Source organism: Micromonospora sp. NPDC050495 (assembly GCF_040655175.1).
Classification (GTDB): Bacteria; Actinomycetota; Actinomycetes; order Mycobacteriales; family Micromonosporaceae; genus Micromonospora.
The window spans coordinates 1-23,485 of the sequence record NZ_JBFAJK010000033.1 but is presented as its reverse complement, the minus strand read 5'-3'; the positions used below and the strand labels follow the sequence as shown (position 1 = coordinate 23,485).

Genomic DNA, 23,485 nt, shown 5'->3' with positions numbered 1-23,485 from the left:
GCATGCATCGGGGCTTTCCCTGATTCGCCGCGGACGCGCCGCGGGTCGCCGCTCAGGCGCAGATCACGTGCACGCCGGCGTCCCGGAACGCCTGCACCACCACCGGGGACGCGCCCGAGTCGGTCACCAGCGTCTCGACCCGGTCCACCGGGCAGATCCGGGCGAACGCGTGACCGCCCAGCTTGGACGAGTCGGCGATGACCACCACCCGCTTCGCCCGCGCCACCATGAGGCTGTTCATCGCCGCCTCGCCCTCGTGATGGGCGGCGGCGCCGAGCTGCGGGTCGATCGCGTCCACGCCGAGCAGGGCGACGTCCAGGGTCACCTCGCGCAGCAGCGCCCCGCCGAGCGGGCCGACCAGCTCGAACGACTTGGGCCGCACCACGCCGCCGGCCACCACCACCTTCATCCGCGAGCGGACCAGCAGCTCGTTGGCGATGTTCAGCGCGTTGGTGACCACGGTGAGCTGGGCGCCCTCGGCGCTGGTGTTGAGGTCCGGCCGGACGGCCAGGGCCCGCGCCACCTCCGTGCTCGTGGTGCCGCCGTTGAGGCCGACCACGGTGCCCGGGGAGACCAGCGCGGCGGCGGCCGCCCCGATCCGCTGCTTCTCCGCCGAGTGCTTCGCGGTCTTGTAGCGCAGCGGCAGGTCGTACGAGACGCCGTTGGCCACCGCGCCGCCCCGGGTGCGTGTGATCATCTGCTGCTGCGCGAGCTGGTCGAAGTCACGCCGGATGGTCGCCTGGGAGACGTCCAGGCGCGCGGCCGCCTCTTCGACGCTGACCCGGCCACTGTCGGTCAGCATCTCGAGCAGCGCGTTCCATCGGGCGTACCGGTCCACCGCGGGGGCCTCCACTGACTCTGCACGAACGGTGATTGATTGCGTGCACAGTAGTGCGCGAAACTACCAGGGCGCAAAACCCTGACCTGCGCGATCTGGGAGCCGGTTGCCAGGGCCACCCCGCTTCGCGCAGAATGGCGCGCGAAAGGCGGCCGTATCGCGCCGTATTGCGCAAGGTCTCCCCTGGTCGAGGAGTTGTCATGGCGTACGTGCACGCGGAGATCGCGAGCCAGCCCGACTGCTGGCGGGAGGCGGCCCGGCTCGCCCCGACCGTCGCCGACCGGCTGCCCCGGCCCGGCGAGCGGGTCGCCGTCGTCGGGTGCGGCACGTCGTGGTTCATGGCGATGGCGTACGCCGGGCTGCGCGAGGCGGCCGGGCAGGGCGAGACCGACGCCTTCCAGGCCAGCGAGTACCCCACCGGCCGCCGCTACGACCGGCTCATCGCGATCACCCGCTCCGGCACCACCACCGAAGTGCTGGACCTGCTCGGCGCGCTGCGCGGCCGGGTGCCCACCACGGTCCTGGTCGGCGACGCCGGCTCCCCCGCGGTCGAGCTGGCCGACGCTGCGGTGACCATGCCCTTCGCCGACGAGCGGTCGGTCGTGCAGACCCGCTTCGCCACCACCGCGCTCGCGCTGCTCCGCGCCCACCTCGGCGAGGACCTGGGCCGGCTGGCCGCCGACGCCGAGGTCGCCGTCCGGGCCCCGCTGCCGGTCGACCCGGCCACCGTCGAGCAGGTCACCTTCCTCGGCCGCGGCTGGACCGTCGGGCTGGCCCAGGAGGCCGCGCTGAAGTGCCGGGAGGCGGCCACCTTCTGGGCCGAGGCGTACCCGGCCATGGACTACCGGCACGGCCCGATCTCGGTGGCCGCGCCCAACCGGCTGGTGTGGGCGTTCGGCGGGATCCCCGACGGCCTGCCCGAGGACGTGGCCGCCACCGGCGCCACCTTCGTGGACAGCCGCACCCACGGCTGCCACACGGTGCTGACCAGCTGGGCGGCCGGGCGTACGCCGGTCGACCCGATGGCCGACCTGATCCTCGCCCAGCGGTTCGCCGTCGCGCTGGCCACCAGCCGCGGCCTCGACCCGGACGCGCCCCGGCACCTGACCCGCTCCGTGGTGCTCGCGTGAGCGCGAGGAGTGAGCCGGGGTTGCGAGCCCCGCAGTCGCGAACACAGGAAGCACGGTGAGCTCAGGCGGCGAGGTCGTCGTCGCACTGGACGTGGGCGGCACCGGGATGAAGTGCGCCCTGGTCCGCCCCGACGGCGCGACGGTGCACACCGAGCGGCACGCCACCGGGGCGGGCCGCGGCCCGGCGGCCGTGGTCGACACCGTCCTCGACGTGGCCGAGGGACTGGCCGGCAAGGCGCGCGCCGACGGGCTGACGCCGGTCGCCTGCGGGATCGCCGTACCCGGAGTGGTCGACGAGGCGCGCGGGGTGGCGGTCTGGTCGGCGAACGTCGGCTTCCGGGACGTACCCCTGCGGGAGCTGGCCCGGACGCGGCTCGGCCTGCCCACGGCGCTCGGTCACGACGTGCGGGTGGGCGGCCTCGCCGAGGCCCGGCTCGGCGCCGGGCGGGACGCCGACCACGTGCTCTTCGTGGCGATCGGCACGGGCATCGCGGCCGCCCACGTGGTCGACGGGTCGGCCGCCACCGGCGCGCACGGCGCGGCCGGGGAGATCGGCCACATCCTGGTCCGCCCCGACGGCCCGCGCTGCGGCTGCGGGCGCCCCGGCTGCCTGGAGGCGCTCGCGTCGGCCGCCGCGATCGGCCGCCGGTACGCGGAGCTGGCCGGGACCCCGGCCACCGCGGCCGACGTGGCCGGCCGGGCCGCGGCGGGCGAGGCGCTGGCCGGCCGCATCTGGCGGGACGCGATCGAGGCGCTCGCCGACGGGCTCGCCACCGGGCAGGCGCTCTTCGACGTGCAGACCGTGGTGCTCGGCGGCGGGCTCGCCCAGGCCGGCGACCGGCTGCTCGACCCGCTCCGGGTGGCGCTGCGCCAACGACTGACCTTCCACCGGGAGCCGCGACTGGTCGCGGCGGCCCTCGGCGACGAGGCCGGCTGCCTCGGCGCCGCCCTACTCGCCCTGGACACCCTGGAGAAGGAGAGCCGATGACCCTGCGCGTGACCGGCAAGGTGGTGACCCCGTCCGGCGTGATCCGGCAGGGCTGCGTGGAGGTCGTCGGCGACCGGATCCGGGCCGTCGCGGAGTACCCGTCGGTGCGCGACGGGCACTGGATCCTGCCGGGCTTCGTGGACATGCACACCCACGGCGGCGGCGGGCACACCTTCACCACCGGAGACGCCGACTCGGCCCGGGCGGCGGCGGCCTTCCACCTGCGCCACGGCACCACCACGCTGCTGGCCAGCCTGGTCAGCTCGCCGTTCGCGCTGATGCGGGACGCCACCGTGGCGTTCCGGCCGCTGGTCGAGGCCGGGGTGCTGGCCGGCGTCCACTTCGAGGGCCCGTACCTGTCGGCGGACCGCTGCGGCGCGCAGAACCCGGAGTTCCTCCGCGACCCGTCCGGCGACGAACTGGCCGAGCTGATCGAGCTGGGCGGCGGGACGGTCCGGATGGTCACCCTGGCCCCGGAGCGGGACGGCGCGCTGGAGGCGATCAAGCTGCTCGTCGCGCGGGGCGTGGTCGCGGCGGTCGGGCACACCGACGCCACCTGGGAGCAGACCCGGGCCGCGGTGGCCGCCGGGGCGAGCGTGGGCACCCACCTGTTCAACGGGATGCGCCCGGTGCACCACCGCGAGCCGGGGCCGGTTGTCGCCCTGCTCGACGCCCCCAACGTGGTCTGCGAGCTGGTCGCCGACGGGGTGCACCTGCACGACGGGATGCTCGGCTTCGCCAGTTCGGTGGCCAGCCCGGAGCGCGCCGCCCTGATCACCGACGCGATGGCCGCCGCCGGCATGCCCGACGGCGAGTACGAGCTGGGCGGCCAGGCCGTCACGGTGGCCGACAGGGTGGCCCGGCTCGGCCGGGACGGCGCGATCGCCGGCAGCACGCTGACCATGGACGCCGCGCTGCGGCACGCCGTCGCCGCCGGCATCGCGCTGCCCGACGCCGCCCGGATGGTCGCCACCACCCCGGCCCGCGCGATCGGCCTGGGCGACCGGCTCGGGGCACTCCAGACCGGCCTACGGGCCGACCTCGTGGTGCTCGACGACGACCTCAACGTGGTCCGGGTGATGCGCGGGGGCAACTGGGTGGAGTGAGCTGCGGGCTGCGGGCTGCGGGCTGCGGGCTGCGGGCTGCGGGCTGCGGGCTGCGGGCTGCGGGCTGCGGGCTGCGGGCTGCGGGCTGCGGGCTGCGGGCAGTCATACCTCCTGGCCCCCTGTCGAGCTGACATCAGAAACGACTCAGGACGGGGTCGAGCCTGCGCCGGCCGGTCCGTTTTCCGCTGCTTCGACCCCGCTTGAAGCATCGCCGTGAGTCGTTCGTGATGTCAGCTCGAAAGGCAGCCAGCGACCATGCGGCCTTCCGTCGTCCGACGGCGCAAGCGCCGACACCAACGGTTCATCGACCGACGGCTCGCCAACACCGGCGGCTCGCCGACGCCAACGGTTCGCCGACGCCAACGGTTCGCCGACGCCGACGGTCGCTGACGCCGCAGGTCCGGGGCGCGGCGGGCGGCAGACCGGGAGATCCGTCGGCGGAAAGGCCGGTGCGGCGGCGGGTCAGCCGGCGGTGGGCACCTCGACGCCGAGGACGGCCTGCTCGTCGGGGCGGTGCACCAGCACGTCCGACAGGTACGAGTGCACCGCGTGGCGCATGCCGACGTCCCGGCCGGCCCGCTCGGAGAGCAGCCACTTGTGCTCGATGATCTGGGCGAACAACTCCTGCGGCTCCAGCTTGCGCCGCAGGTGCTCCGGCACCGCCCGGACCACCGGCTCGAACACCTCGGTCAGCCAGCGGTGCGCGGCCTGCTGCTCGTCGATCAGGTCGCTCTCCACCCGGTACGCGTCCAGGTCGTTGAGGAGCTTGCGGGCCTGGTTCTCCTCGGCGTCCAGGCCGGTGAGGCGGAGCAGCCGGCGGGTGTGGTAGCCGGCGTCGACCACCTTGGGCCGGACCAGGTACCGGCCGTTGTCGGCCGTCGACATGGCCACCTCGGCGACGTCGAAGCCCAGCTCGTTGAGGCGGCGGATCCGGCCCTCGATGTCGTGCCGGGCCGCCCGCTCGACCTGCTGCTCGTAGGTGATCTCGTGCCAGAGCCGCTCGTACCGCTGCACGACCTCCTCGCAGACCACCTCCGGGTCGATCGACTCGTGCAGCAGCCCGGCGGCCTGCAGGTCCAACGCCTCACCGAAGATGTTGACCCGGGCGATCTCCAGGTCCTCGCCGCGCTGGCCGTTGGAGAGCGCGTGGTGCAACGCCCCGGTCTCCGCGTCCACCAGGTAGGCGGCGAAGGCGCCCGCGTCGCGCCGGAACAGGGTGTTCGACAGCGAGCAGTCGCCCCAGAAGAACCCGGTCAGGTGCATCCGCACCAGCAGCACGGCGAGCGCGTCGAGCAGCCGGTTCATGGTCTCCGGCCGCAGCGTCCGGGAGAAGAGCGCCCGGTACGGCAGCGAGAACTGCAGGTGCCGGGTGATCAGCACCGGGTCCAGCGGCTCGCCGTCGTCGGTCTGCCGGTCGGCCACGATCGCCACCGCCTCGACGGACGGGAAGTCGATCCGCTCCAGCGCCCGGAGCAGGTCGTACTCCCGCTCGGCGACCCGCTCGCCGGTCTCCTTGACCGCGTACACGTAGTCGCCGAGGCGGACGAAACGCACGATGTGCCGCGAGATTCCCTGCGGCAACGCGACCAGATGCTGGGCAGGCCACTCCTCCAGCGGGGTCGACCAGGGAAGGTCGAGCAGCGCCGGGTCGACGAGGGCCGAGGTGATCCGCACGCCGACAAGTTTGACCGCTGACCCCGCCGCAGCGCCTCCCTTCGTGGGGCGGCACACAGCCGCCGCCGCCCGCGCCGGTCCGCCGCCGCCCGCGGCCGGTAGCGTGGTCGCGTGCGGGAGACCACGGGGGTACGCGAGAAGCTGCGGCTCCGGCCCGTCCGCCCGGCCGGCTGGTGGTACGACGGGCTGCTGCTCGCCGCCCTCGTCGCGCTCACCGTGGCGCTCGCCGGCGGGCACCTCTTCGGCCTGGACCGGGCGGTCGCCGACTGGGCCGCCGACCACCGGCCGACCGCCGCCCGGTGGATCGCGATGATCTTCAACTACCTGGGCCAGGGCACCCCGCTGGCCCTCATCGCCCTCGGGCTCGGGGTGCTGCTGGCGGTCCGGCTCCGCTCGGTCCGCCCGCTGCTGCCGCCGGTCCTCGCCGAGGTGCTGACGTACCTGACCATCGGGCCGCTCAAGGTGTGGACGGCCCGGCCGGCGCCGAGCGCCAGCGTCAAGGAGCCGTTCCTGCCGCCCGAGCAGACGCTGCCCCTGTTCCAGGACGGGCTGCCGGTGCGCTTCGCCCAGTCGTACCCGTCCGGGCACGTGGCCAACGCCATCGTCTGGTACGGCGTGCTCGCGCTGCTGCTCGCCCCGCTGCTGCGCACCTTCGGCCGGACCGTCCCGCCCCGGCTGGTCACCGTGGTCCGGGTGGTGCCGCCGCTGGTGGTCCTCTGCACCACCACCTACCTGGGCTGGCACTGGCTGACCGACTCGGTCGCCGGACTGCTGCTCGGGCTGCTGCTGGACCGGCTGCTGCACCGGGCGCCCTGGGACGACCTGCCGTTGCCGGGCCGGTTACGCCGCTGGGACCAGCCGTTCACCACGCACCCGTAGGGTGCTCTCGTGGAGCAACTGGCGCGCCGGCTGGGCGTACGCGACGCGGTCGTCATCGGGCTGGGGTCGATGCTCGGCGCGGGCGTCTTCGTGGTCTTCGCCCCCGCCGCGGCGGCCGCCGGCGGACCAGGGCTGCTCGTCGCGCTGGCCCTGGCCGGCTTCATCGCCTTCTGCAACGCGACCAGCTCGGCCCGGCTGGCGGCCCGCTACCCCGAGTCCGGCGGCACCTACGTCTACGGCCGGGAACGGCTGCACCCGTTCGCCGGCTTCGTCGCCGGCTGGGGGTTCGTGGTCGGCAAGACGGCGAGCTGCGCGGCCATGGCGCTGACCATCGGGGCGTACCTCTGGCCGGGGCGGGCGCGGCTCGTCGCGGTCCTCGCGGTGCTGGCGGTGACCGCGGTGAACCTGCGCGGGGTGGGCAAGACCGCCACCGCCACCCGGGTCCTGGTCGGCGTGGTGCTCACCGTGCTGGCCGTGGTCGCGGTGACCGGCGCGCCGCACGTCGGCCTCGACCGGCTCGACGGGGTCGCCGGCATCGGCGCCCGGGGCGTGCTGACCGCCGCCGGCCTGCTCTTCTTCGCCTTCGCCGGGTACGCCCGGATCGCCACCCTCGGCGAGGAGGTCCGCGACCCGGAGCGCACCATCCCGCGCGCCGTGCCGGTGGCGCTCGGCATCGTGCTGGCGATCTACCTGGTGCTGGCCGTGGTGGCGCTCGGCGTGCTCGGCGAGGAGCGGCTGGCCGACGCCGCGGCCCCGCTCGCCGAGGTGGTCGGCGCGGCCGGGCTGCCCGGTCTGGCCTGGCTGGTCCGGGCCGGGGCCACCGTGGCGGTGGCCGGCGTGCTGCTCTCCCTGCTCGCCGGGGTCGGCCGGACCACGCTGGCGATGGCCCGACGCCGGGACCTGCCCGCCGGGCTGGCCGCCGTGCACCCGCGCACCCGGGTGCCGCACCGCGCCGAGCTGGCCGTGGCCGCCGTGGTGATCGTCGTGGTCTCGCTGGTCGACGTGCGGGGCGCGATCGGCTTCTCCAGCTGCACGGTGCTGGTCTACTACGCGATCGCCAACGCCTCGGCGCTCACCCTGGGCCGCGACCCGGCCCGGAAGCTACCGGTGCAGCTGCTCGCCGCGCTGGGGCTGGTCGGCTGCCTGCTGCTCGCGGTCAACCTGCCGGTCGCCAGCACCCTCGCCGGCTTCGGCGTGCTCGCCCTCGGCGCCCTCTGGTACGCCGTGCGCCCCGCCCGCCGAGCCGGCTGAGCCGCTGGTACGCCGTGCCCCCAGCCCGCCGAGCCGGCTGGGCCGCGAGGCGGTCAACCGGTCTCGCCGCTGCTTCACTCCGCCGGCTGGCGGGGCACCGGCGGGCCGGCCGGCTCGGCCGGGCCCGCGCTGGTCTCCCGGAGCAGGGCGCTGAGCCCGGCCCGGCGGGCCACCACGGTCAGCCGGTCCCCGGCCTGGATCACCATCCGCGGGTCCACGGTCCAGTCGGTCCGCTGCCCGGCCCGGGTGTGCGCGAGCACCCGCACCTCACCGGGGCGGGCCACCGCGGCCACCGGCCGGCCGTCCAGCGGGGAGTCGGCGACCACCGGCACCTCGGTGACCAGCAGCGCGTGCCGGTCGACCGGGATGGTGGCGATCACCGCCCGGTCCAGCAGCGCCACCGCGAACGCGGGCGCGGCGAGGTACGACACGCTGTGCGACAGGCCGACGCCGAACGCCTCCTGGATCCGCCGGGCGAAGTCGCCGTCGAAGAGCCGCAGCACCACCCGCAGGTCGGGGTCGAGGCCGCGGGCGTTCAGGGCGGCGCGCAGGTTGGTGCCGTCGTCGGTGGAGACCACCACCAGCGCCTGGCAGGTGTCCACCGAGGCGGCCCGCAGGGTCTCCTCCAGCCCGGCGTCCCCGACGATCAGCGGTACGCCGAGCCGGTGCGCGAGCGCCGCACCGCGCGCGTCGGGATTCTTGTCGATGGCCACCACCTCGACCCCGAAGTCGTGCAGCTGGGCCATCACCCGGGTACCGATGTTGCCGAGCCCGACCACCACCACGTGCCCGGACCGGTCGGGCACCTGGCCGGCGTGCAGGGCGAGCCGGGCGTTCACGATGCCGTCGACCACCGCCGCGGTGATCAGCGGGATCAGGGCCAGCCCGGCGAGGTTGAGCACCACCTGCATGATCTGGGCGGCGACCGGCTTGCCGAGATCCGGATCCTGCCCGCTCAACGTGGTGACCAGGGTGAGGTAGAGCGCGTCGGACCAGCTCACGTGGGCCGCCCGGCCGTTCAGCCAGCCCAGCACGGCGATCACCGCGAGCAGCACCAGCACCGCCACGCCGATCTTGCGGGTGGCGAAGCTGCGGATCGCCCGCAGCAGCGCCACCACCGGCTCCCGGCGGCGGCGGGCCCGGACCAGCCGGCGGGCGGCCAACTCGGTGCCGGGCGGCTGACCGGTCGCCTCGGCCAGCACCACGTCGGCGGAGGTCTCGTCGGCGGGCAGCACCCGGATCAGCTCCGGGTCGCCGGTGACGGCCAGCCCGCAGAGCACGTCCTGCGGGCGTACGTCGGCCCGGCGGGCCACGTAGAGGGTGCGGCCGGCGTGCCGGAAGTGGGTGGGGGCCAGCTCGCCGAGCGCGGCGGCGACGAACGCCGGGGCCGCCATCGAGGCGTCGGAGAGGACCGCCGAGTCGGGGAAGATCTGCCGCAGGCCGTTGGCGAGGCTGGTGTTGAACATGCGGACCACCAGGCGCAGCCGGGGCTCGACCTCCTGGGCGCAGAGCGCGGCGTGCATGTTGCCCACGTCGTCCTGGTGCAGCAGGGCCAGCCCGTCCGCGTCGGCCAACCCGGCCCGGCGGAACGTGGCCTCGTCGAGCCGGTCGGCGCGCACCACCTGGATGCCCTCGATGTCCCGGCCGTCCGGCCCTTCCGAGCGGCGGCGCTCCGGCACCACCAGGGTGATCCGGATCCGCCCGGCGGACGACCCGGTGGCCAGCAGCGACCGGACCACCCAGTACGCGAGCGGGTCGGAGCCGCAGACCACGAAGTGCGGCCGGGAGTCGCCGTTCATCCGGAGCCGCCACCCGGTCGCGCGGCGTGCGCGGTCGCGCAGGGGCTCGGCCATGCCCGGATGGTAGTCAGCCGCTCGCGGTGCGCGCAGCCCCTCGATCATGAAGCATGGGGCCGGCGCGTTCGGGTAGTGCAGCGCCATGCAGACGTTCCTGCCGTATCCGGACTTCCTGGCCAGCGCCCGCGCGCTGGACCAGAAGCGGCTGGGCAAGCAGCGGGTGGAGACCATCCAGGTGCTGCGCGGACTGACCCGGCCCGGCTACGGCTGGCGCAACCACCCGGCGGTGAAGATGTGGGCCGGCTACGAGGAGGCGCTGACCCGGTACGGGCTGGACATGTGTGCGGTGTGGTGCGAGCCGGGCCGGGCGGACACCTGCGCGGCCACCATGACCACGGACCTCGCCACCGCCTGCGGCCTCGCGGTCGTCCGGACCCAGTCGGAGCTGGCCGGGGCCGGCGAGTTGCCGCCCTGGCTGGGCCGGGAGGACCTGCACCGCAGCCACCGCTCGTCGCTGCTGCGCAAGGACCCCGCGCACTACGGCCCCCGGTTCGGTGACGTCCCACCCGACCTGGAGTACGTCTGGCCCGCCTCGGACCAGGCGCGGCGCTGTCTGCTGCCGCCGGACGCCTGAGCGGGCAGACTGAGGGCTCATCGGCCGGGGAGGTGCGGATGGCGCTGTCGCAACTGATCGGCCGCCTCATCGGCGTACGCGAACACGTGGTGGACCCGGGCGGCGGTGGCGCCCCCCGGGTGCCCCGGCCGGTGCGGGCGGTGGTGGTGGGCGGCGGCATCGCCGGCATGTCGGCGGCCGTGGTGCTGGCCGAGCGCGGGGTCGACGTGACCGTGCTGGAGTCGGCGCCCACCCTGGGCGGCCGGCTCGACGCCTGGCCGGAGGAGCTGCCGGACGGCCCGCAGCACAACGAGCACGGCTTCCACGCCTTCTTCCGGCAGTACTACAACTGGCGGTCCATCCTCCGCCGGGCCGACCCGGAGCTGGGGTTCCTCAAGCCGGTCCCCGGCTATCCGATCCTGTCGGCGCGGTGGCCCACCGAGGAGTTCGGCCGGCTGCCGCCCGCGCCCCCGGCGAACCTGCTGGCGCTGCTGCTGCGCAGCCCGAGCCTGCGCCTGGCCGACCTGCGCGGCATGGACCGGGACGCCGCGCTGCCGCTGCTCACCTACCACCCGGAGCGCACCTACGCCGAGTTCGACGGGCGGACCGCCGACGAGCTGCTCACCTCGCTGCGGCTGCCGGACCGGGCCCGGGCCATGCTCTTCGAGGTCTTCTCCCACTCGTTCTTCAACCACGAGGCGGAGATGTCGGCCGCCGAGATGATCGCGCAGTTCCACTTCTATCTGCTGGGCAACCCGGAAGGGCTGGCCTTCGACTGCCCCGACGAGGACTATGCGACGGCGATCTGGCGGCCGTTGGCCCGCCACCTGGAGCGGCACGGCGGCCAGGTCCGCACCGGCACCGCCGCCACCCGGCTGGACCGGACGCCGGGCGGATGGCGGGTACGCACCGCCGACGGGGCGGCCCACGACGCCGGGCACCTGGTGCTGGCCGTCGACCCGCCGGCGCTCGCCGCGCTGGTCGCCGCCTCCCCGGGCCTGGTCGCGGCGGCACCCCGGCTGGTGGCCCGGATGCCCGCGTTCGGCACCCCCGGTCCGCCGTACGCGGTGGCCCGGTACTGGCTGGACGGTGACGTCCGGCCGGACCGGGCGGTGTTCAGCGGGGTGTCCCGGCAGGCCACGTTGGACTCGGTGACGCTCTACCACCGGCTGGAGGCGGAGCCGCGCCGCTGGGCGGCCCGCACCGGCGGCTCGGTGGTGGAGCTGCACGCGTACGCCTGCGAACCGGACGTGCCGGCCGAGGAACTGGCCGAGCGGATGCGGGTGGAGCTGACCGAGCTCTGGCCGGAGGCGGCCGGGCTGCGGGTCCGGGAGCTGCGCGCCCGGGTGGAGGCGCGGGCCCCGGCGTTCACCCCCGGCAGTCACGCCGAGCGGCCCGGGGTACGCACCGACGCCGACCGCCTCTACCTGGCCGGGGACGGGATCCGCACCGGGTTCCCGAGCGCGCTGATGGAACGGTCGGCGGCGACCGGGATCGTGGCGGCCAATCACATCCTGCGGGCCGAGGGGGCGGCGGCCGAGCCGGTCCGCTCGATCCGCCCCCGCGGCCTGCTCGCCCCTCGCTGAGCAAGGGCCCGCCGGGGGCCCTCGCTGCCCCGGCGACCGTGCGTAACGGCCCGGAGGCGGGGGTGCCGAAGGTCCCGTCCCGCCGTACCTCCCGGATGCCGGGAAGATGAACCACCACATCTAGCCCGAAAACCACCTCTATCCTCGATGGATGACCGGCACGGAACGCCGCGAGCCGGGCGCGGACTGGGACGACGCGTACGGGCTGCTCCGGGACGAGCGGGCGGGCATCGTCACCGCGCTGCGACTGGGCTGGTGGCTGGCGGACGCCTACCACCACGCCCGGACGGCCGACCTGACCGACGAGCCCGCCGGCCGTACGGCCGCTCCGGCGAAGCTGTCCAACCTCACCGCGATGCCCGCCCGGCACCGGCTACGGATGAACCTGGACGCGGTCGAGGTGGCGCTCACCCAGATCACGGCGCTGACCGGCCCGGTCCGGCCGGTACCGTCCACCGCCGCCGCGCGGGCCACCGTGGACCGCGAGCCGCTGCTGCTCGCCCTCGACGAGCTGAACCTGGACCTGCTGCGCTGGGCGACGGCCACCAACCAACGGATCGGGCTGGCGTACCGGCTCGGCCGCTCGCTCGCCGACACCGTCCGCCACGGCGAGGCCGAGCACCTGGTCCATCGCTTCGGCGGCCGGCACCTGGAGATCAGCCGGTGGCTGGACGAGCTGGCCACCGTGCTGCCCCCGTACTCGGCGGCGGTGGTGCGGCGCTCGCTGGCCGCCTGGGCGGCGGCGGTCACCCGGGCCACCGTCGGCGACCCGGGTGAGGCCGGGCTGCCCGAGCTGGCTCGCGAGTTGCGCAACCAGGGCGACCTGTGGCGCGGCGTGCTGACCGGTGGGCTGCACCCGCAGGACCTGCTCGACGAGGAGAACTGGGCGGTGGTCGCCCGGAATCTGATCATCCGGGACCGGAAGCTGGTGGTACAGGCCGCCCGGGGCGTCTTCTGGCCGGTGCTCGCGCCCCTGCTGGTGGTGCTGCTGGCGGTGGTCGGGGTGAGCGCCGCGGCGGCGGCCGGCTCGCCCGCCACCCGCGCCGCGGTGGCGCTGGTCGGCCTCGGGGCCGGGCTGACCGCGGTCTGGCGGTCGGTCTCCGCGCCGGCGCTGTCGGTGGCCGCCGGCATCAACCGGCCGCTGCTGGAGAGCGAACTGACCGTGCAGATGGCGGCCCGGATCGACCGCCCGCTGGCCGCCGCGCGGACGTCGGGACGGACCCGACGGCAGCGGCCGCCGTCCGACGGCGGATCGAAATACGTTGCCCGCCTCTCCAGCGCGGATCTACCGTGAGCGCGCAAGGTCAACCACCGCTCCGGGAGCCGTCGATGTCGCAGCCGCACGTCACCCTCGTGTCGTTCTGGCTGCTCAGCGCCGGTTACCGAGGCACACACCCGGGTGCCGGGTGGCCCGGCTGACGCGTACCCGCGTCTCCCGTCGCAGCCGCCCCGTCGCCATCGACCGGGCGGCTTTTCGCTGCCCACCCTCGACCACCGTTCGTGAAGGGAGAGCCCGGTGGACGCCGTCCTCGTCATCAACGCCGACCTCGGCCCGCTGCACCGGGTCACCGTCCAGCACGCGATCCGGATGCTCTGCCGGCGGGTCGCCGAGATCCACGAGGCCGAGCCGGACCAGGTGATCGGGGTCTTCCCGATCCCGCGGGTGGTCCGCCTCGTCCGGTACGTGGTCACCCGCTGGCGGTTCAGCGCCGGCCCGGCCTGGTCCCGGGCCGGGGTGCTGCGCCGCGACGGCCGGCGCTGCGCCTACTGCGACGCCCCGGCGAGCACCGTCGACCACATCCTGCCCCGCTCGCGCGGCGGCCGGAACACCTGGCGGAACACCACGGCCGCCTGCTACCCGTGCAACCAGCGCAAGGGCGACCGGACGCCGGCCGAGGCCGGCATGCCGCTGCGGCGGGAGCCGGTGACGCCGAGCTGGGCCTCGATGGCCGGGCGGTGACCAGCCGGCCGGCGGGCACAGGGGGCCGCGTCGGGGGTACGCCTCCGGCGCGGCGCCCGCCGGCCCCTCCCCACCCCGCGCGGCCCACCCCGCGCGGCCCACCCCGCCGCCCCGGCGGGGAGGCGAGGCGACGACCTGCGGCATATCGGGGTCTCCGGCCCGCGCGAAACCCACACCCGCCGCCCCCACGGGGACGCGAGGCGACGACCTGCGGCATGTCGGGGTCTGCGGCCCGCGCGAGACCCACACCCGCCGCCCCGCCGAGGCCGCAAGGCGACGACCTGCGGCATATCGGGCTCTCCGGGCTTACCGAGGCCACGCCTTGCCGCATCTGGTGGATCGCGCCAGCGCCAAGGCCACGCCAGCGGCAAGGTCACGCCAGCGGAAGGTCGCCCCAGCGCGCAAGATGACGCCCGCGGTGGGATCACTCCCGCGGTGAGGCCATGCCGGCGGTGAGGTCAGGCCAGCGGTGAGGTCATGCCTGCGGTCAGGTCAGCCGGCGGTGGGCGGTGCCCAGCCGAACCGCGGCGGGCGGCGCTCGTTGGCCGCGGCCACCCCCTCGCGGGCCTCGCCGCTGTCCCGGACCTGCCCGTGCCACCAGGCGATCCGGTCGTCGTCGGCCCGCCCGTCGACGATCTCCTTGGCCGCCGCGACGGTGAGCCGCGACCGCTCGGCGATCGCGGCGGTCAGCGCGCCGACCCGGGCGTCCAGTTCGTCGCCCGGCAGCACCTCGTCGACCAGCCCGATCCGCAGCGCCCGATCGGCGTCGACCAGTTCGGCGGTGAAGAGCAGGTGCTTGGCGGCGGACGGGCCGACCAGCCGGGCCAGCCGGCGGGTGGTGGGCGCCGGGTAGACCAGGCCGAGCCGCGCCGGGGGTACGCCGAACCGCGCGTCGTCGGCGGCCAGCCGCAGGTCACAGGCGACGGCGAGCTGGCATCCGCCCCCGACGCAGGCGCCCCGGACGGCGGCCACCGTCGGCTTGGCGAAGGCGGCCAGCCGCTCCTCGGCGGCCACCGCGATGCTGCCGTCGCCGGCTTCCAGCAACTCGTTCAGGTCACCGAGGTCGGCCCCGGCGCAGAAGGTCCCGTCGGCGCCGGTGAGCACCAGCACGCGCACCGCCGGGTCCGCCTCCAGGCCGTCGAGCAGCACCGGGAGCTGCCGCCACATGGCCGCCGTCAGGGCGTTGCGGCGGGCCGGGTTCCGGATCACCACCGTCGCCACCGGCCCGGTCACCGTCACGGTCAGCTCCGCGTCCGACATCTCTCCCCCTCGCGCCGCCGGTCCTCCGGCGACCGTAGCGGCGGGGCCCGGTGACCACCCGCGTGGGGTGGCCGCCGGGCCCCGGTTCGGGCGGGGTTACGTCAGGAGACGTTCACCGCGGTGTCGTCGATCACGAAGGAGGTCTGCAGGGTGACGTCCTCCGAGCCGGTGAACTTCAGGGTGACGGTCTGGCCGGCGTACGAGGCCAGGGAGAAGGACTTCTGGCTGTAGCCGGCGGCCTTGTTCAGGTTCGAGTAGGTCGCCAGGGTCGCCAGCACGCTGCCGGACGAGTTGAGCACCTGCACCGTCAGCTTGTCGTACTGCACGCTGGTGGTGCTCTCGGCCGAGTCGATGTGCAGCCAGAAGCTGAAGTTGTACGAGGTGCAGCCGCTCGGCAGGCTCACCGACTGGGCGAGCGTGTCGGTGTGGGTGCTGCCGTAGCCGGCCAGCCAGGCGTTCCAGGTGCCACCGTGGGTGGGCTGGCCCTGGGAGCCGTACTGACCGATCACGCCCGAGGTGGACGACCAGACCGTGTTGCCGGACTCGAAGCCGGGGTTGCCGAGCTTCTGGCCGGCGCCGGTGCAGCCGCCGCCGGTGCCGTTCACGGTCAGGCTGTAGGTCGCGGTGTGGTTCACCGAGGTGCCGGTGCCGGTGACGGTCACCGCGTACGTGCCGGACGGCGTGCTGGCCGTGGTGCTGATGGTGAGGGTGGACGAGCCGCCCGAGGTCACCGAGGCCGGGCTGAACGACGCGCTGGCGCCGGTCGGCAGACCGGACGCGGAGAACGTCACGGTCTGCGCGGTGCCACTGGTGGTGGCGGTGGCGACGGTGGTGGCGACCGAGCCGCCCGCGGTCACCGAGCCGGCGGTCGGCGAGAGCGAGACGGAGAAGTCGTTACCGGTCGACCCGCAGGGCGCGTCGTTGCCGGCCACGTTCACCGCGGTCCACGCCGCCTGGACGGCCTTGTACTCGGTCGAGCAGTTGCCGTACAGGTCGGTGGCGGCCTTCAGGCTGTACGCCCGGGCGGTGTTGGACGGGGTGGTGTTGTTGACGTACGCGGTGTTCGAGGTGAAGTACACGTCGAGCGCCCGGTACCAGATCTTCTCCGCCTTGGCGCGGCCGATGCCGGTCACCGCGGGGGCCGAGCCGCAGACCGGCGAGGTGCCGTACGCGGTGGAGCCGGTGCCCTCGGCGAGGTTGAAGAAGAAGTGGTTCGCCACGCCGGACGAGTAGTGCACGTCCTTGTTCTTGGTGCTGGTGGACCAGCAGGAGTCGGACGAGCCGTCCAGCGACGGGTTGTACATGTAGCGCAGCGGCGTACCGTTGCCGTTGATGTTGATCTTCTCACCGACCTGGTAGTCACCCGGGTCGCTCGGCGCGGCGGCGTAGAACTCCACCATGTTGCCGAAGATGTCGCTGGTGGCCTCGTTGAGGCCGCCGGCCTCACCGGAGTAGACCAGGCCGGAGAGCGCCTCGGTGACGCCGTGGCTCATCTCGTGGCCGGCCACGTCGAGGGAGACCAGCGGCCGGGAGTTGCTGGAGCCGTCGCCGTACGTCATCTGGGCGCCGTCCCAGAAGGCGTTGACGTAGTTGTTGCCGTAGTGCACCCGGCTCGGCACGCCGGTGCCGTTGCCGAAGATGCCGTTGCGGCCGTGCACGTTCTTGAAGTAGTCGAAGGTCTTCGCCGCGCCGAAGTGGGCGTCGACCGCGGCGGACTGCCGGTTCGAGTTGGCGCCGGTGCCCCAGGCGTTGTCGGCATCGGTGAACGTGGTGCAGGTCGAGGTGCCGTTGTTCATGTCGCAGGTGCGGCCGTTGCCGTGCGACGGGTCGATCATCTGGTAGGTGCTGCCGGAGAGCGTGGTGTCGATGCTGACCGTGCCGGTGTAGATGCCCTGGCCGCTGCCGACCACCGTCTCGATCTCGTCGTACGAGCCGATCACCTTGCCGGTGGTGGCGTCCGTGATGACGTGCAGCTTCGAGGGCGTCTGCTGGTCGGCCTGCCAGCCGGTGGCGACGGTCTCCCAGGCCAGGCGGCCCGTGCCGGAGCTGGCGTCGACGAAGAGCTGCGGGGTGCCGACCGCGGTGAGGGTGCCGGAGAACGCCCGGCGGGCGCTCGCCTGGGCCACGGCGGCCTTCACCTTGGCGGTGGTGCTCAGGGTGAGCGGGGCGGCCAGGCCGGAGGACGTCCCGGCCATGGCGCCGTTCGGGGCGGTGTGGATGACGAAGTCACCGCCATAGACGCGCAGGCCGTGATAGGTCCGGGTGTACCGGGTGTGGGCAGCCCCGGAGCTGTCCACCCGGGTGCGGACGGCCTGGTACGCCTCTCCGCTGGCGCCCTGGACGGCGCCGGGGTTGGCCCGCAGCAGGCTGTCCGCCCGGGCGGCGGCGGACGACTGAGGACTGGGGGCGCTGGGGGTTGCCGCGTACGCCGTGGTGGTGACGCAGGTCAGCACGCCACTGGTGAGCAGAGCTGCGCTGACGGCGGCGAGGGATCTTTTCACGTGCCCTCCTGACAGGGGGTGAAGTTGTGACGGGGGTAGTCACTCATGTAGATATAGAGACACATCGAAGAGTAGGGAAGGGTGCGAGCGCTTTCCTGCCGCTGATATTGGCCGTTCGGATGAGGGGAGCCCGGTGCTGGGAACCGGCTCGCTTCACCGTGCGTCCGATCGGCATGAGATCAGCCCCCGTCGCGGCGCTCCTGCTCGCCGCACTCCTCACCCCCCTGGCCGGGTGCGCGCGGACCGGCGACGAACCCGCCGGCCCCGGCCCGGCCGCCCTGCCGGCCGTCGAGGTGGTGCTGACGAAGTCGGGCGGGATCGCCGGGTTGAGCGACACCGTAACGGTCCGCCCCGACGGCCGGTGGACCAAGGTCGATCGGAGCGGCGTGTCGCGGAGCGGTCAGCTCACCGCCGCCGACCTGGACCGGCTGCGGCAGCTCGCCGCCGACCCCCGGCTGGCGGCCGAGGCCACCGCCACCGTCCCGCCGACGATGTGCGCGGACGCGTTCAGCTACCGGCTTCTGGTGGGCCAGACCACCACGAGCTACGTGGACTGCCCCCCGCAGGCCACCCCGCCGGCCGCCACCCACGCCGTGGTCGACCTGCTCACCCGGGCCACCGGCTGACGTCACCGGCCCGGCCGCGGTCAATCGGTGGCGTCCGCGCGCGACGGGCCGCCGGCTCGCCGACCCCGGGTCCGACCATCGTGGACGGCGCCGGTGACACCACCGGAAAGATCGGCTAGCCTCGTCCTCCGCGACCCACCACCGACAGGAAAAGCGTGAATATCGTACGGGGAACACGTGGCGCCGCCGTCGGAGTCCTGTCGCTGCTGACCGTCGTCGCCTGCACTCCGAGCGCCGCCAGCAGGCCGGATGCTCCGCCCCGGCCGGTCGGGGCGGCCGCCGGAGCCGGCGCCCCCAGCGAGCCGGACGGCGGCAGCCAGGTTGCCGGGCGGCCGAAGTCGGCGCCCCGGACGAGCACCGGCGGCCGGACCCCGGCAGCCGCACCGCGGAGCGCGGCGACGCTCGCCGCCGGCCGGGCCGGGGCCCGGTTCGACCTCGACGGGGACGGCAGGGACGAGTTGGTCGTCGGCGCTGCCGCGAGCCCGGGCGGGACCGCCCTGCACGTCCGGTACTCCCGCGTCGCCCGCCGGGACACGGTGACCGCCCCCGCCAGCGCGCCCGGATACCTGCTCGCGCCCCGGTACACCGCCGGGGACTTCAACGGCGACGGCTTCCAGGACCTCACGGTCGCCGCCTTCCGGACGCCCACCCAGGGTGCCGTCGAGCACGCGATCCTCGTCTACCCCGGCGGTCCCGACGGGCTCGACCGCGACCGGGTCACCCTGCTGCCCGGAATGAACGCGGGCGCGTTCGCCGCCGGCGACCTCGACCAGGACGGCGACGACGAACTCGCGGTCGGCGACGGCGGGGCGACCGAGCAGCGCGACGGACCCTTCCGGGGTTCGGTGACCGTGCTGTCGGGCAGCCCGAACGGCGTCACCCTCACCGGGTCGGTACGGCTCCAGCAGGTCGTCCCCCGTTGGTCCGGGCTGGCCGAGGAGAACTTCGGCACGCACCTGGCGATCGGCGACCTCACCGGCGACGGCTACGCCGACCTCGTCGTCAACGGCTCCCGGCGGGGCACGTCCGAGACCGACTGGCACGGCATGCTGACGCTCTTCCCCGGCTCCGCCACCGGACCGGACGCCCGCCGGGTCAGCAAGGTCGAAGGCCAGCTCGACACCGCCGGGGACAGCCTCCCGGTGGACGTCATTCTGCTGTCCGACCTCGACCAGGACGGCCGGGCGGACCTCGTCCTGGGGCTGCCGCGCAGCGCCGGCGGCCGGGTGATCTACCTGCGCGGCGCCGCCGCCGGCCTGTCCTGGGCCGGGCGCCGGGTGATCGACCAGGACACCCCCGGCGTCCCCGGCCGACCGGACCCGGACGCCACCGGCGGCCACTTCGGCGCGGCGCTGGCGACCGGCGACGTGACCGGTGACGGTCTCCCGGACCTGCTGGTCGGCGCAATGACGATGACCGTGGGCGCGGCGGCCGACGCCGGCTCGGTGACGCTGCTCCCGGGCACCCCGCAGGGGCCCACCGGGGCCGGCGCCCTCGCCTACACCCAGGCCGTCCAGACCGGCGACTGGCCGCGCCCGCCGGCCGAGTTCGGGCAGTCGGCCGCGATGCTGCGCGACCAGCCGGAACCCAACGACTACCTGGGGTCGGCGGTGGCGATCCTCGACCTCGACGGCACCGGCCCGCTGGAGATGTTCGCCGTGGCCAAGTACGAGGACCGGTGGCAGCAGCCGGCCGACGCGCCGTACGGGCTCCTCACCACCTTGGGCATCCAGACCCGGACGCCCCGGCGCGGCTCGACCGGGCCGGCCGCGTCCCGCCTCGTGCCGCTCCGGCAGCAACGTCCGGCCGACCTCTCCGGCGGCGGGACCCGCCTGCTCCACTTCGGATACGGCCTGCTCAGCAACTGACCTGCGCGCCAGGGCCGGCGGCCGGGAATTCCGTCGCCGCCGGCCCGCCACGCGCCGTACGCTGCCCGGCATGTTCTCGCCGCGCAAGGTCTAGCTCCCTCCCCCGACACCCGGGTGGAGTCTGCCCTGCCGGCACCCTGACGCCGCTTGCCGCCGTCCGCGGTGATGCCGTCGCGTCGCCTGCCGCCCGCGTGTCCGTCGAGCCCGTGACGGCGCGCCGAATTCGGCGCCTCAGCGACAGGACCGCATCATGGCCACCCGCACCCCGACGCCGCCTGGGAACCTGTGGCGGCAGCGCGACTTCCCCCTGCTGCTCGGCGGACGACTGGTCTCCCAACTCGGTGACCAGCTCCAGTTCCTGGCCCTGCCGCTGCTCGTCGTGGCGCTGACCGGCTCGCCCACCCAGGCCGGCGTCGTGCTCGGTCTCCAGACGATCGTCTACCTCGTCTTCGGGCTGCTGGCCGGCGCGCTGGCCGACCGCTGGGACCGCAAGACCACGATGATCTGGTGCGAGATCGGACGCGGCGCGCTGACCGCCACCATTCCGCTCGCCGCCTGGTGCGGGGTGCTGGGCATGCCGCACCTGTTAGCCGTCGCGGTGCTGAACGGCGTGCTCGCCACCCTGTTCTCCGCGGCGAACAGCTCGGCCCTGCCGAACGTCGTCAGCCGGGGCGACCTTCCCGACGCGCTCGGTGCGGTCGGGGCGATGTCCAACACGCTGCGGATCGTCGGCGCCTCGGTGGCGGGCCTCGCCTTCACGGCGGGACGGATGGTCCCGTTCGGCGTCAACGCCGTCTCGTTCCTCGTCTCGGCCGCCACCCTGCGCGGCATCCGGGCCGACTTCCAGCAGGACCGGGCGACGACCCGCACCTCGCCCCGGGCGCTCGTCGCCGACATCGGTCACGGCCTGTCCTGGCTCTGGGGCAAGCCGGTGATCCGGACGCTGGCCCTGCTCGACGCCGGCGACAGCCTGCGGTTCGGCGCCGGCTACCTCCTGATCATCATGCTGGCCCAGCAACTGCACGCGAGCCCTGCCCAGACCGGAATGGTCTTCACCGGTGCGGCGGTCGGCGCCCTCCTCGGCAGCCTGCTCGCCCCCGCGCTCACCCGCCGGTATGCCCTCGGCAAACTCTCCATCGCCATGCTCTGGGTCGAGGCCCTGGCCTTCCCCGGGTACGCGCTGGCGCCGACCTGGTGGCTGCTGCTGGTGGTGGCGTTCGCCGAGTCGGTGGTGTCGCCGATCTACAACGTCGCCCTGGACGCCTACCGGCTCAGCGTCACGCCCGACGCGCTCCGGGGCCGGGTGACCAGCGCGGTCGACACCCTCACCAGCGGCGCCGCCGCCCTCGGCACGATGGCCAGCGGGGTCCTGATCGCCCTGCTCGGCGCGCCCACCCTGACCTTCCTGCTGGCCGGCTGGCTCGCCCTCCTGGCGCTCACCGCGACCCTGAGCCGCACGGTCCACCTAGCCTGATCGCATGCCCGACCAACCACGATACCGACGCCGGGCCGCCCGGGTCCTGCTGATCGACCACAGGAGCAGGATCCTGCTGCTGCGGTTCTTCCGAGACCCGGCGAACCCGGCGCTCGGTCATGGCTGGGTCACCCCGGGCGGTGGCGTCGACGACGGCGAATCACTGCCGCAGGCCGGCGCCCGAGAACTGTGGGAGGAGATCGGGCTGCGGGTCGACCCGCACGAACTCGGTCAACCCGTCGCCTACTCCGCAGGACAGGTCGACCGTGGCTGGGCCACCGGTCTGTTCCGGGACGACTTCTTCTACCACCGGCTCGACACTCACCACGTCGACACCAGCCTGATGGAGGCGGTCGAACTCTCGGCCCACGCCGGTCACCGGTGGTGGGCGGTCGACGAACTGGCCTCGACCGCCGACACCGTCTACCCGTACGGGCTGGTCGCGCTGTTGACCGACCTGCTGGCCGGCCGCCGGCCGCAGCGGCCCGTTCAACTGCCCTGGCAGCCGTGACGCCCGCCTGGAACGGGCGCCGGGCCCTACCGTGCGCGAGCGTCCGCGCGCTTTCCGAGCTAGCGGGGGCCGCGGCCGGTGGCGCCGTCGAGAAGTTCCCGCGCGGCATCAAGGTGGCCGGCGTGCCGGGCGGTTTCCTCGATCATGTGCAGGCACACCCAGCGCAGGTCGGTGATCGGCTCGTCCGGCCAGTCGAGCCCGTGCTCGCCGACCAGCGCCGCGTCCAGCTCGACCGTCCGCAGGACCTCGTTCGAGATCGCGCACTGCCGCCGGTAGTGGTCGATCACCACGGCACTGGAGTGTTCGGTCGTGAACGGCGCCGCCGGGTCGTACGGCGGGTCGTCGATTCCGTCGTCCCAGGTCACCTCCGGTTCCGTGCCGAGGGCGACCCGTTGGAACCACTGCGCTTCCGCGCCGGCCAGGTGCAGGACCAGCCCGATGGGCGTCCAGCCGGACGGAAAAACCGGCCTGCGCAGTTGGGACTCGTCCAGGCCCTCGATGATCGCCAGTACGGCGGCACGCTGCTCGTCGAGGAAATACCGCAGCCGGTCGCGTTCGCTGATCGTCGATTGAGCCACGGGCCGACTCTAGACCGCACTCCGTGCGCGCGGGTGCCGCTCAACCCGGCGGCGAAGGACGAGGACGGACACGGCAGGTGTCCACCCGGATCCGGCCAGCGTTGCTGTCATCCGGCGCCTCTCGGCAGCGACCGCCGCGAAACCCGGGGAGGGAATTGGAGCCCCCGGCCGGGATCGAACCGGCGATCGAAAAGGGGCGGCGGCAATCGCCGCCGCCCCCGATGAACGGGCGGACTAGTTGAGGGTGAACCTCTGGTTGGCCTGTCCGTTGCAGTCGTAGATCTGGACCTGCTGACCATTGCCGGTGCCCCAGACGTCCAGGCATCGTCCGGACTGGACACCCGTGATGGTGCCGTTGGAGTTCACGTTCCACTGCTGGTTGGTCTGCCCGTTGCAGCTGTAGATCTGCACGGCCGAGCCGTTGCCGGAGCCGGCGGCGTCGAGGCACATGTTGCCGTAGACCGTCAGCTGCTTACTCGACGTGAGGGTCCACTGCTGGTTGGTCTGCCCGTGGCAGTCGTAGAGCTGGACCCGGGTGCCGTTGTTCCGCGATGCGTTGGGCACGTCGATACACCTGCCGGACTGGGCGCCGTAGATTTGCTTGGCGCCGCCCTGGTTCGGGGGCGGGCTGCTGGTGTTCGGCGGCGGGGTGGTCGGGTTGGTGGGGCCGGATCCCTCGCTCACCGTGATGTTGGAGCTGCCGCTGCTCTGGTAGCCCTCGGTGGCCATGATCTGGTAGTCGTGGGTGCCGAGGTTCAGGCCGTGGCTGGCCCAGGCGTTGAAGTGGTTGGCGGTGGTGATGGTGCCGCTGTTGCGGTGCGACTGCCGGACGCTCCAGTACTGGTA

Annotated in this window: 20 protein-coding genes; 13 read left to right on the top strand and 7 right to left on the bottom strand. The window is 74.2% G+C overall.

What is annotated here, in order from left to right; translation table 11 throughout:
• Nucleotides 1–52: 52 nt before the first annotated feature.
• Complete coding sequence (locus tag AB0I11_RS25305; RefSeq protein WP_357325480.1) at nt 53–838, bottom strand: DeoR/GlpR family DNA-binding transcription regulator; 786 nt, start codon at nt 836–838, stop codon at nt 53–55.
• A gap of 200 nt (nt 839–1,038) precedes the next feature.
• On the opposite strand from AB0I11_RS25305, the gene AB0I11_RS25300 reads away from it, so the two are divergent.
• The 3 genes from AB0I11_RS25300 to nagA are packed head-to-tail and all read left to right on the top strand — an operon-like array spanning nt 1,039 to nt 4,062.
• Nucleotides 1,039–1,968 (top strand): sugar isomerase, encoded by a 930-nt coding sequence (locus tag AB0I11_RS25300; protein WP_357325344.1) that lies wholly within the window; start codon nt 1,039–1,041, stop codon nt 1,966–1,968.
• Between the two features lie 55 nt (nt 1,969–2,023).
• Nucleotides 2,024–2,956, top strand: coding sequence for an ROK family protein (locus tag AB0I11_RS25295; protein ID WP_357325341.1), 933 nt, complete (start codon nt 2,024–2,026; stop codon nt 2,954–2,956).
• Nucleotides 2,953–4,062 (top strand): N-acetylglucosamine-6-phosphate deacetylase, encoded by a 1,110-nt coding sequence (nagA, locus tag AB0I11_RS25290; RefSeq protein ID WP_357325339.1) that lies wholly within the window; start codon nt 2,953–2,955, stop codon nt 4,060–4,062. The genes AB0I11_RS25295 and nagA overlap by 4 nt, the downstream gene beginning before the upstream one ends.
• Nucleotides 4,063–4,524: 462 nt before the next feature.
• On the opposite strand, the gene AB0I11_RS25285 is transcribed toward nagA, so the two are convergent.
• Entirely contained in the window at nt 4,525–5,736 is a 1,212-nt protein-coding gene (locus tag AB0I11_RS25285; protein ID WP_357325336.1) for a DUF4032 domain-containing protein, read from the bottom strand.
• Between the two features lie 141 nt (nt 5,737–5,877).
• Between AB0I11_RS25285 and AB0I11_RS25280 the strand changes: the two genes are divergently transcribed.
• Together AB0I11_RS25280 and AB0I11_RS25275 are read left to right on the top strand one after the other, a co-directional pair.
• Entirely contained in the window at nt 5,878–6,615 is a 738-nt protein-coding gene (locus tag AB0I11_RS25280; RefSeq protein WP_357325477.1) for a phosphatase PAP2 family protein, read from the top strand.
• A gap of 9 nt (nt 6,616–6,624) precedes the next feature.
• Nucleotides 6,625–7,866, top strand: a complete 1,242-nt coding sequence (locus AB0I11_RS25275; protein ID WP_357325333.1) for an APC family permease — start codon at nt 6,625–6,627, stop codon at nt 7,864–7,866.
• Between the two features lie 74 nt (nt 7,867–7,940).
• Here AB0I11_RS25275 and AB0I11_RS25270 read toward each other — a convergent pair whose 3' ends face one another.
• On the bottom strand, nt 7,941–9,665 hold the full coding sequence (locus AB0I11_RS25270) for an NAD-binding protein (protein ID WP_357325474.1): 1,725 nt from the start codon (nt 9,663–9,665) through the stop codon (nt 7,941–7,943).
• A 139-nt stretch (nt 9,666–9,804) separates the two neighbouring features.
• On the opposite strand from AB0I11_RS25270, the gene AB0I11_RS25265 reads away from it, so the two are divergent.
• From AB0I11_RS25265 to AB0I11_RS25250, 4 genes are all read left to right on the top strand, one after another.
• On the top strand, nt 9,805–10,296 hold the full coding sequence (locus AB0I11_RS25265; protein ID WP_357325330.1) for an MSMEG_6728 family protein: 492 nt from the start codon (nt 9,805–9,807) through the stop codon (nt 10,294–10,296).
• A gap of 38 nt (nt 10,297–10,334) precedes the next feature.
• Complete coding sequence (locus AB0I11_RS25260; protein WP_357325327.1) at nt 10,335–11,861, top strand: FAD-dependent oxidoreductase; 1,527 nt, start codon at nt 10,335–10,337, stop codon at nt 11,859–11,861.
• 151 nt (nt 11,862–12,012) lie between these two features.
• On the top strand, nt 12,013–13,155 hold the full coding sequence (locus AB0I11_RS25255; RefSeq protein ID WP_357325324.1) for a hypothetical protein: 1,143 nt from the start codon (nt 12,013–12,015) through the stop codon (nt 13,153–13,155).
• Nucleotides 13,156–13,377: 222 nt separating this feature from the next.
• Entirely contained in the window at nt 13,378–13,821 is a 444-nt protein-coding gene (locus AB0I11_RS25250) for an HNH endonuclease (protein WP_357325321.1), read from the top strand.
• Between the two features lie 492 nt (nt 13,822–14,313).
• Here the strand turns inward: AB0I11_RS25250 and AB0I11_RS25245 are convergent, their stop codons facing one another.
• Both AB0I11_RS25245 and AB0I11_RS25240 read right to left on the bottom strand, forming a co-directional pair.
• The gene (locus tag AB0I11_RS25245) at nt 14,314–15,081 is read right to left on the bottom strand and encodes an enoyl-CoA hydratase/isomerase family protein (RefSeq protein ID WP_357325318.1); all 768 of its coding nucleotides are present in this window, start codon (nt 15,079–15,081) and stop codon (nt 14,314–14,316) included.
• 101 nt (nt 15,082–15,182) lie between these two features.
• Entirely contained in the window at nt 15,183–17,582 is a 2,400-nt protein-coding gene (locus AB0I11_RS25240) for a M4 family metallopeptidase (RefSeq protein WP_357325315.1), read from the bottom strand.
• Between the two features lie 173 nt (nt 17,583–17,755).
• Here AB0I11_RS25240 and AB0I11_RS25235 point away from each other — a divergent pair, with 173 nt between their 5' ends.
• The 4 genes from AB0I11_RS25235 (at nt 17,756) to AB0I11_RS25220 (ending at nt 22,061) form a co-directional block, all read left to right on the top strand.
• On the top strand, nt 17,756–18,208 hold the full coding sequence (locus AB0I11_RS25235; protein WP_357325311.1) for a hypothetical protein: 453 nt from the start codon (nt 17,756–17,758) through the stop codon (nt 18,206–18,208).
• Between the two features lie 155 nt (nt 18,209–18,363).
• On the top strand, nt 18,364–20,076 hold the full coding sequence (locus tag AB0I11_RS25230) for an FG-GAP-like repeat-containing protein (protein WP_357325308.1): 1,713 nt from the start codon (nt 18,364–18,366) through the stop codon (nt 20,074–20,076).
• Between the two features lie 250 nt (nt 20,077–20,326).
• On the top strand, nt 20,327–21,550 hold the full coding sequence (locus AB0I11_RS25225; RefSeq protein WP_357325305.1) for an MFS transporter: 1,224 nt from the start codon (nt 20,327–20,329) through the stop codon (nt 21,548–21,550).
• A 4-nt stretch (nt 21,551–21,554) separates the two neighbouring features.
• Complete coding sequence (locus AB0I11_RS25220; protein WP_357325302.1) at nt 21,555–22,061, top strand: NUDIX domain-containing protein; 507 nt, start codon at nt 21,555–21,557, stop codon at nt 22,059–22,061.
• Between the two features lie 59 nt (nt 22,062–22,120).
• Here AB0I11_RS25220 and AB0I11_RS25215 read toward each other — a convergent pair whose 3' ends face one another.
• Nucleotides 22,121–22,639, bottom strand: coding sequence for a DinB family protein (locus tag AB0I11_RS25215; protein WP_357325299.1), 519 nt, complete (start codon nt 22,637–22,639; stop codon nt 22,121–22,123).
• Between the two features lie 234 nt (nt 22,640–22,873).
• On the bottom strand, nt 22,874–23,485 hold a 612-nt coding region (locus AB0I11_RS25210), incomplete at its 5' end, for a ricin-type beta-trefoil lectin domain protein (RefSeq protein ID WP_357325296.1).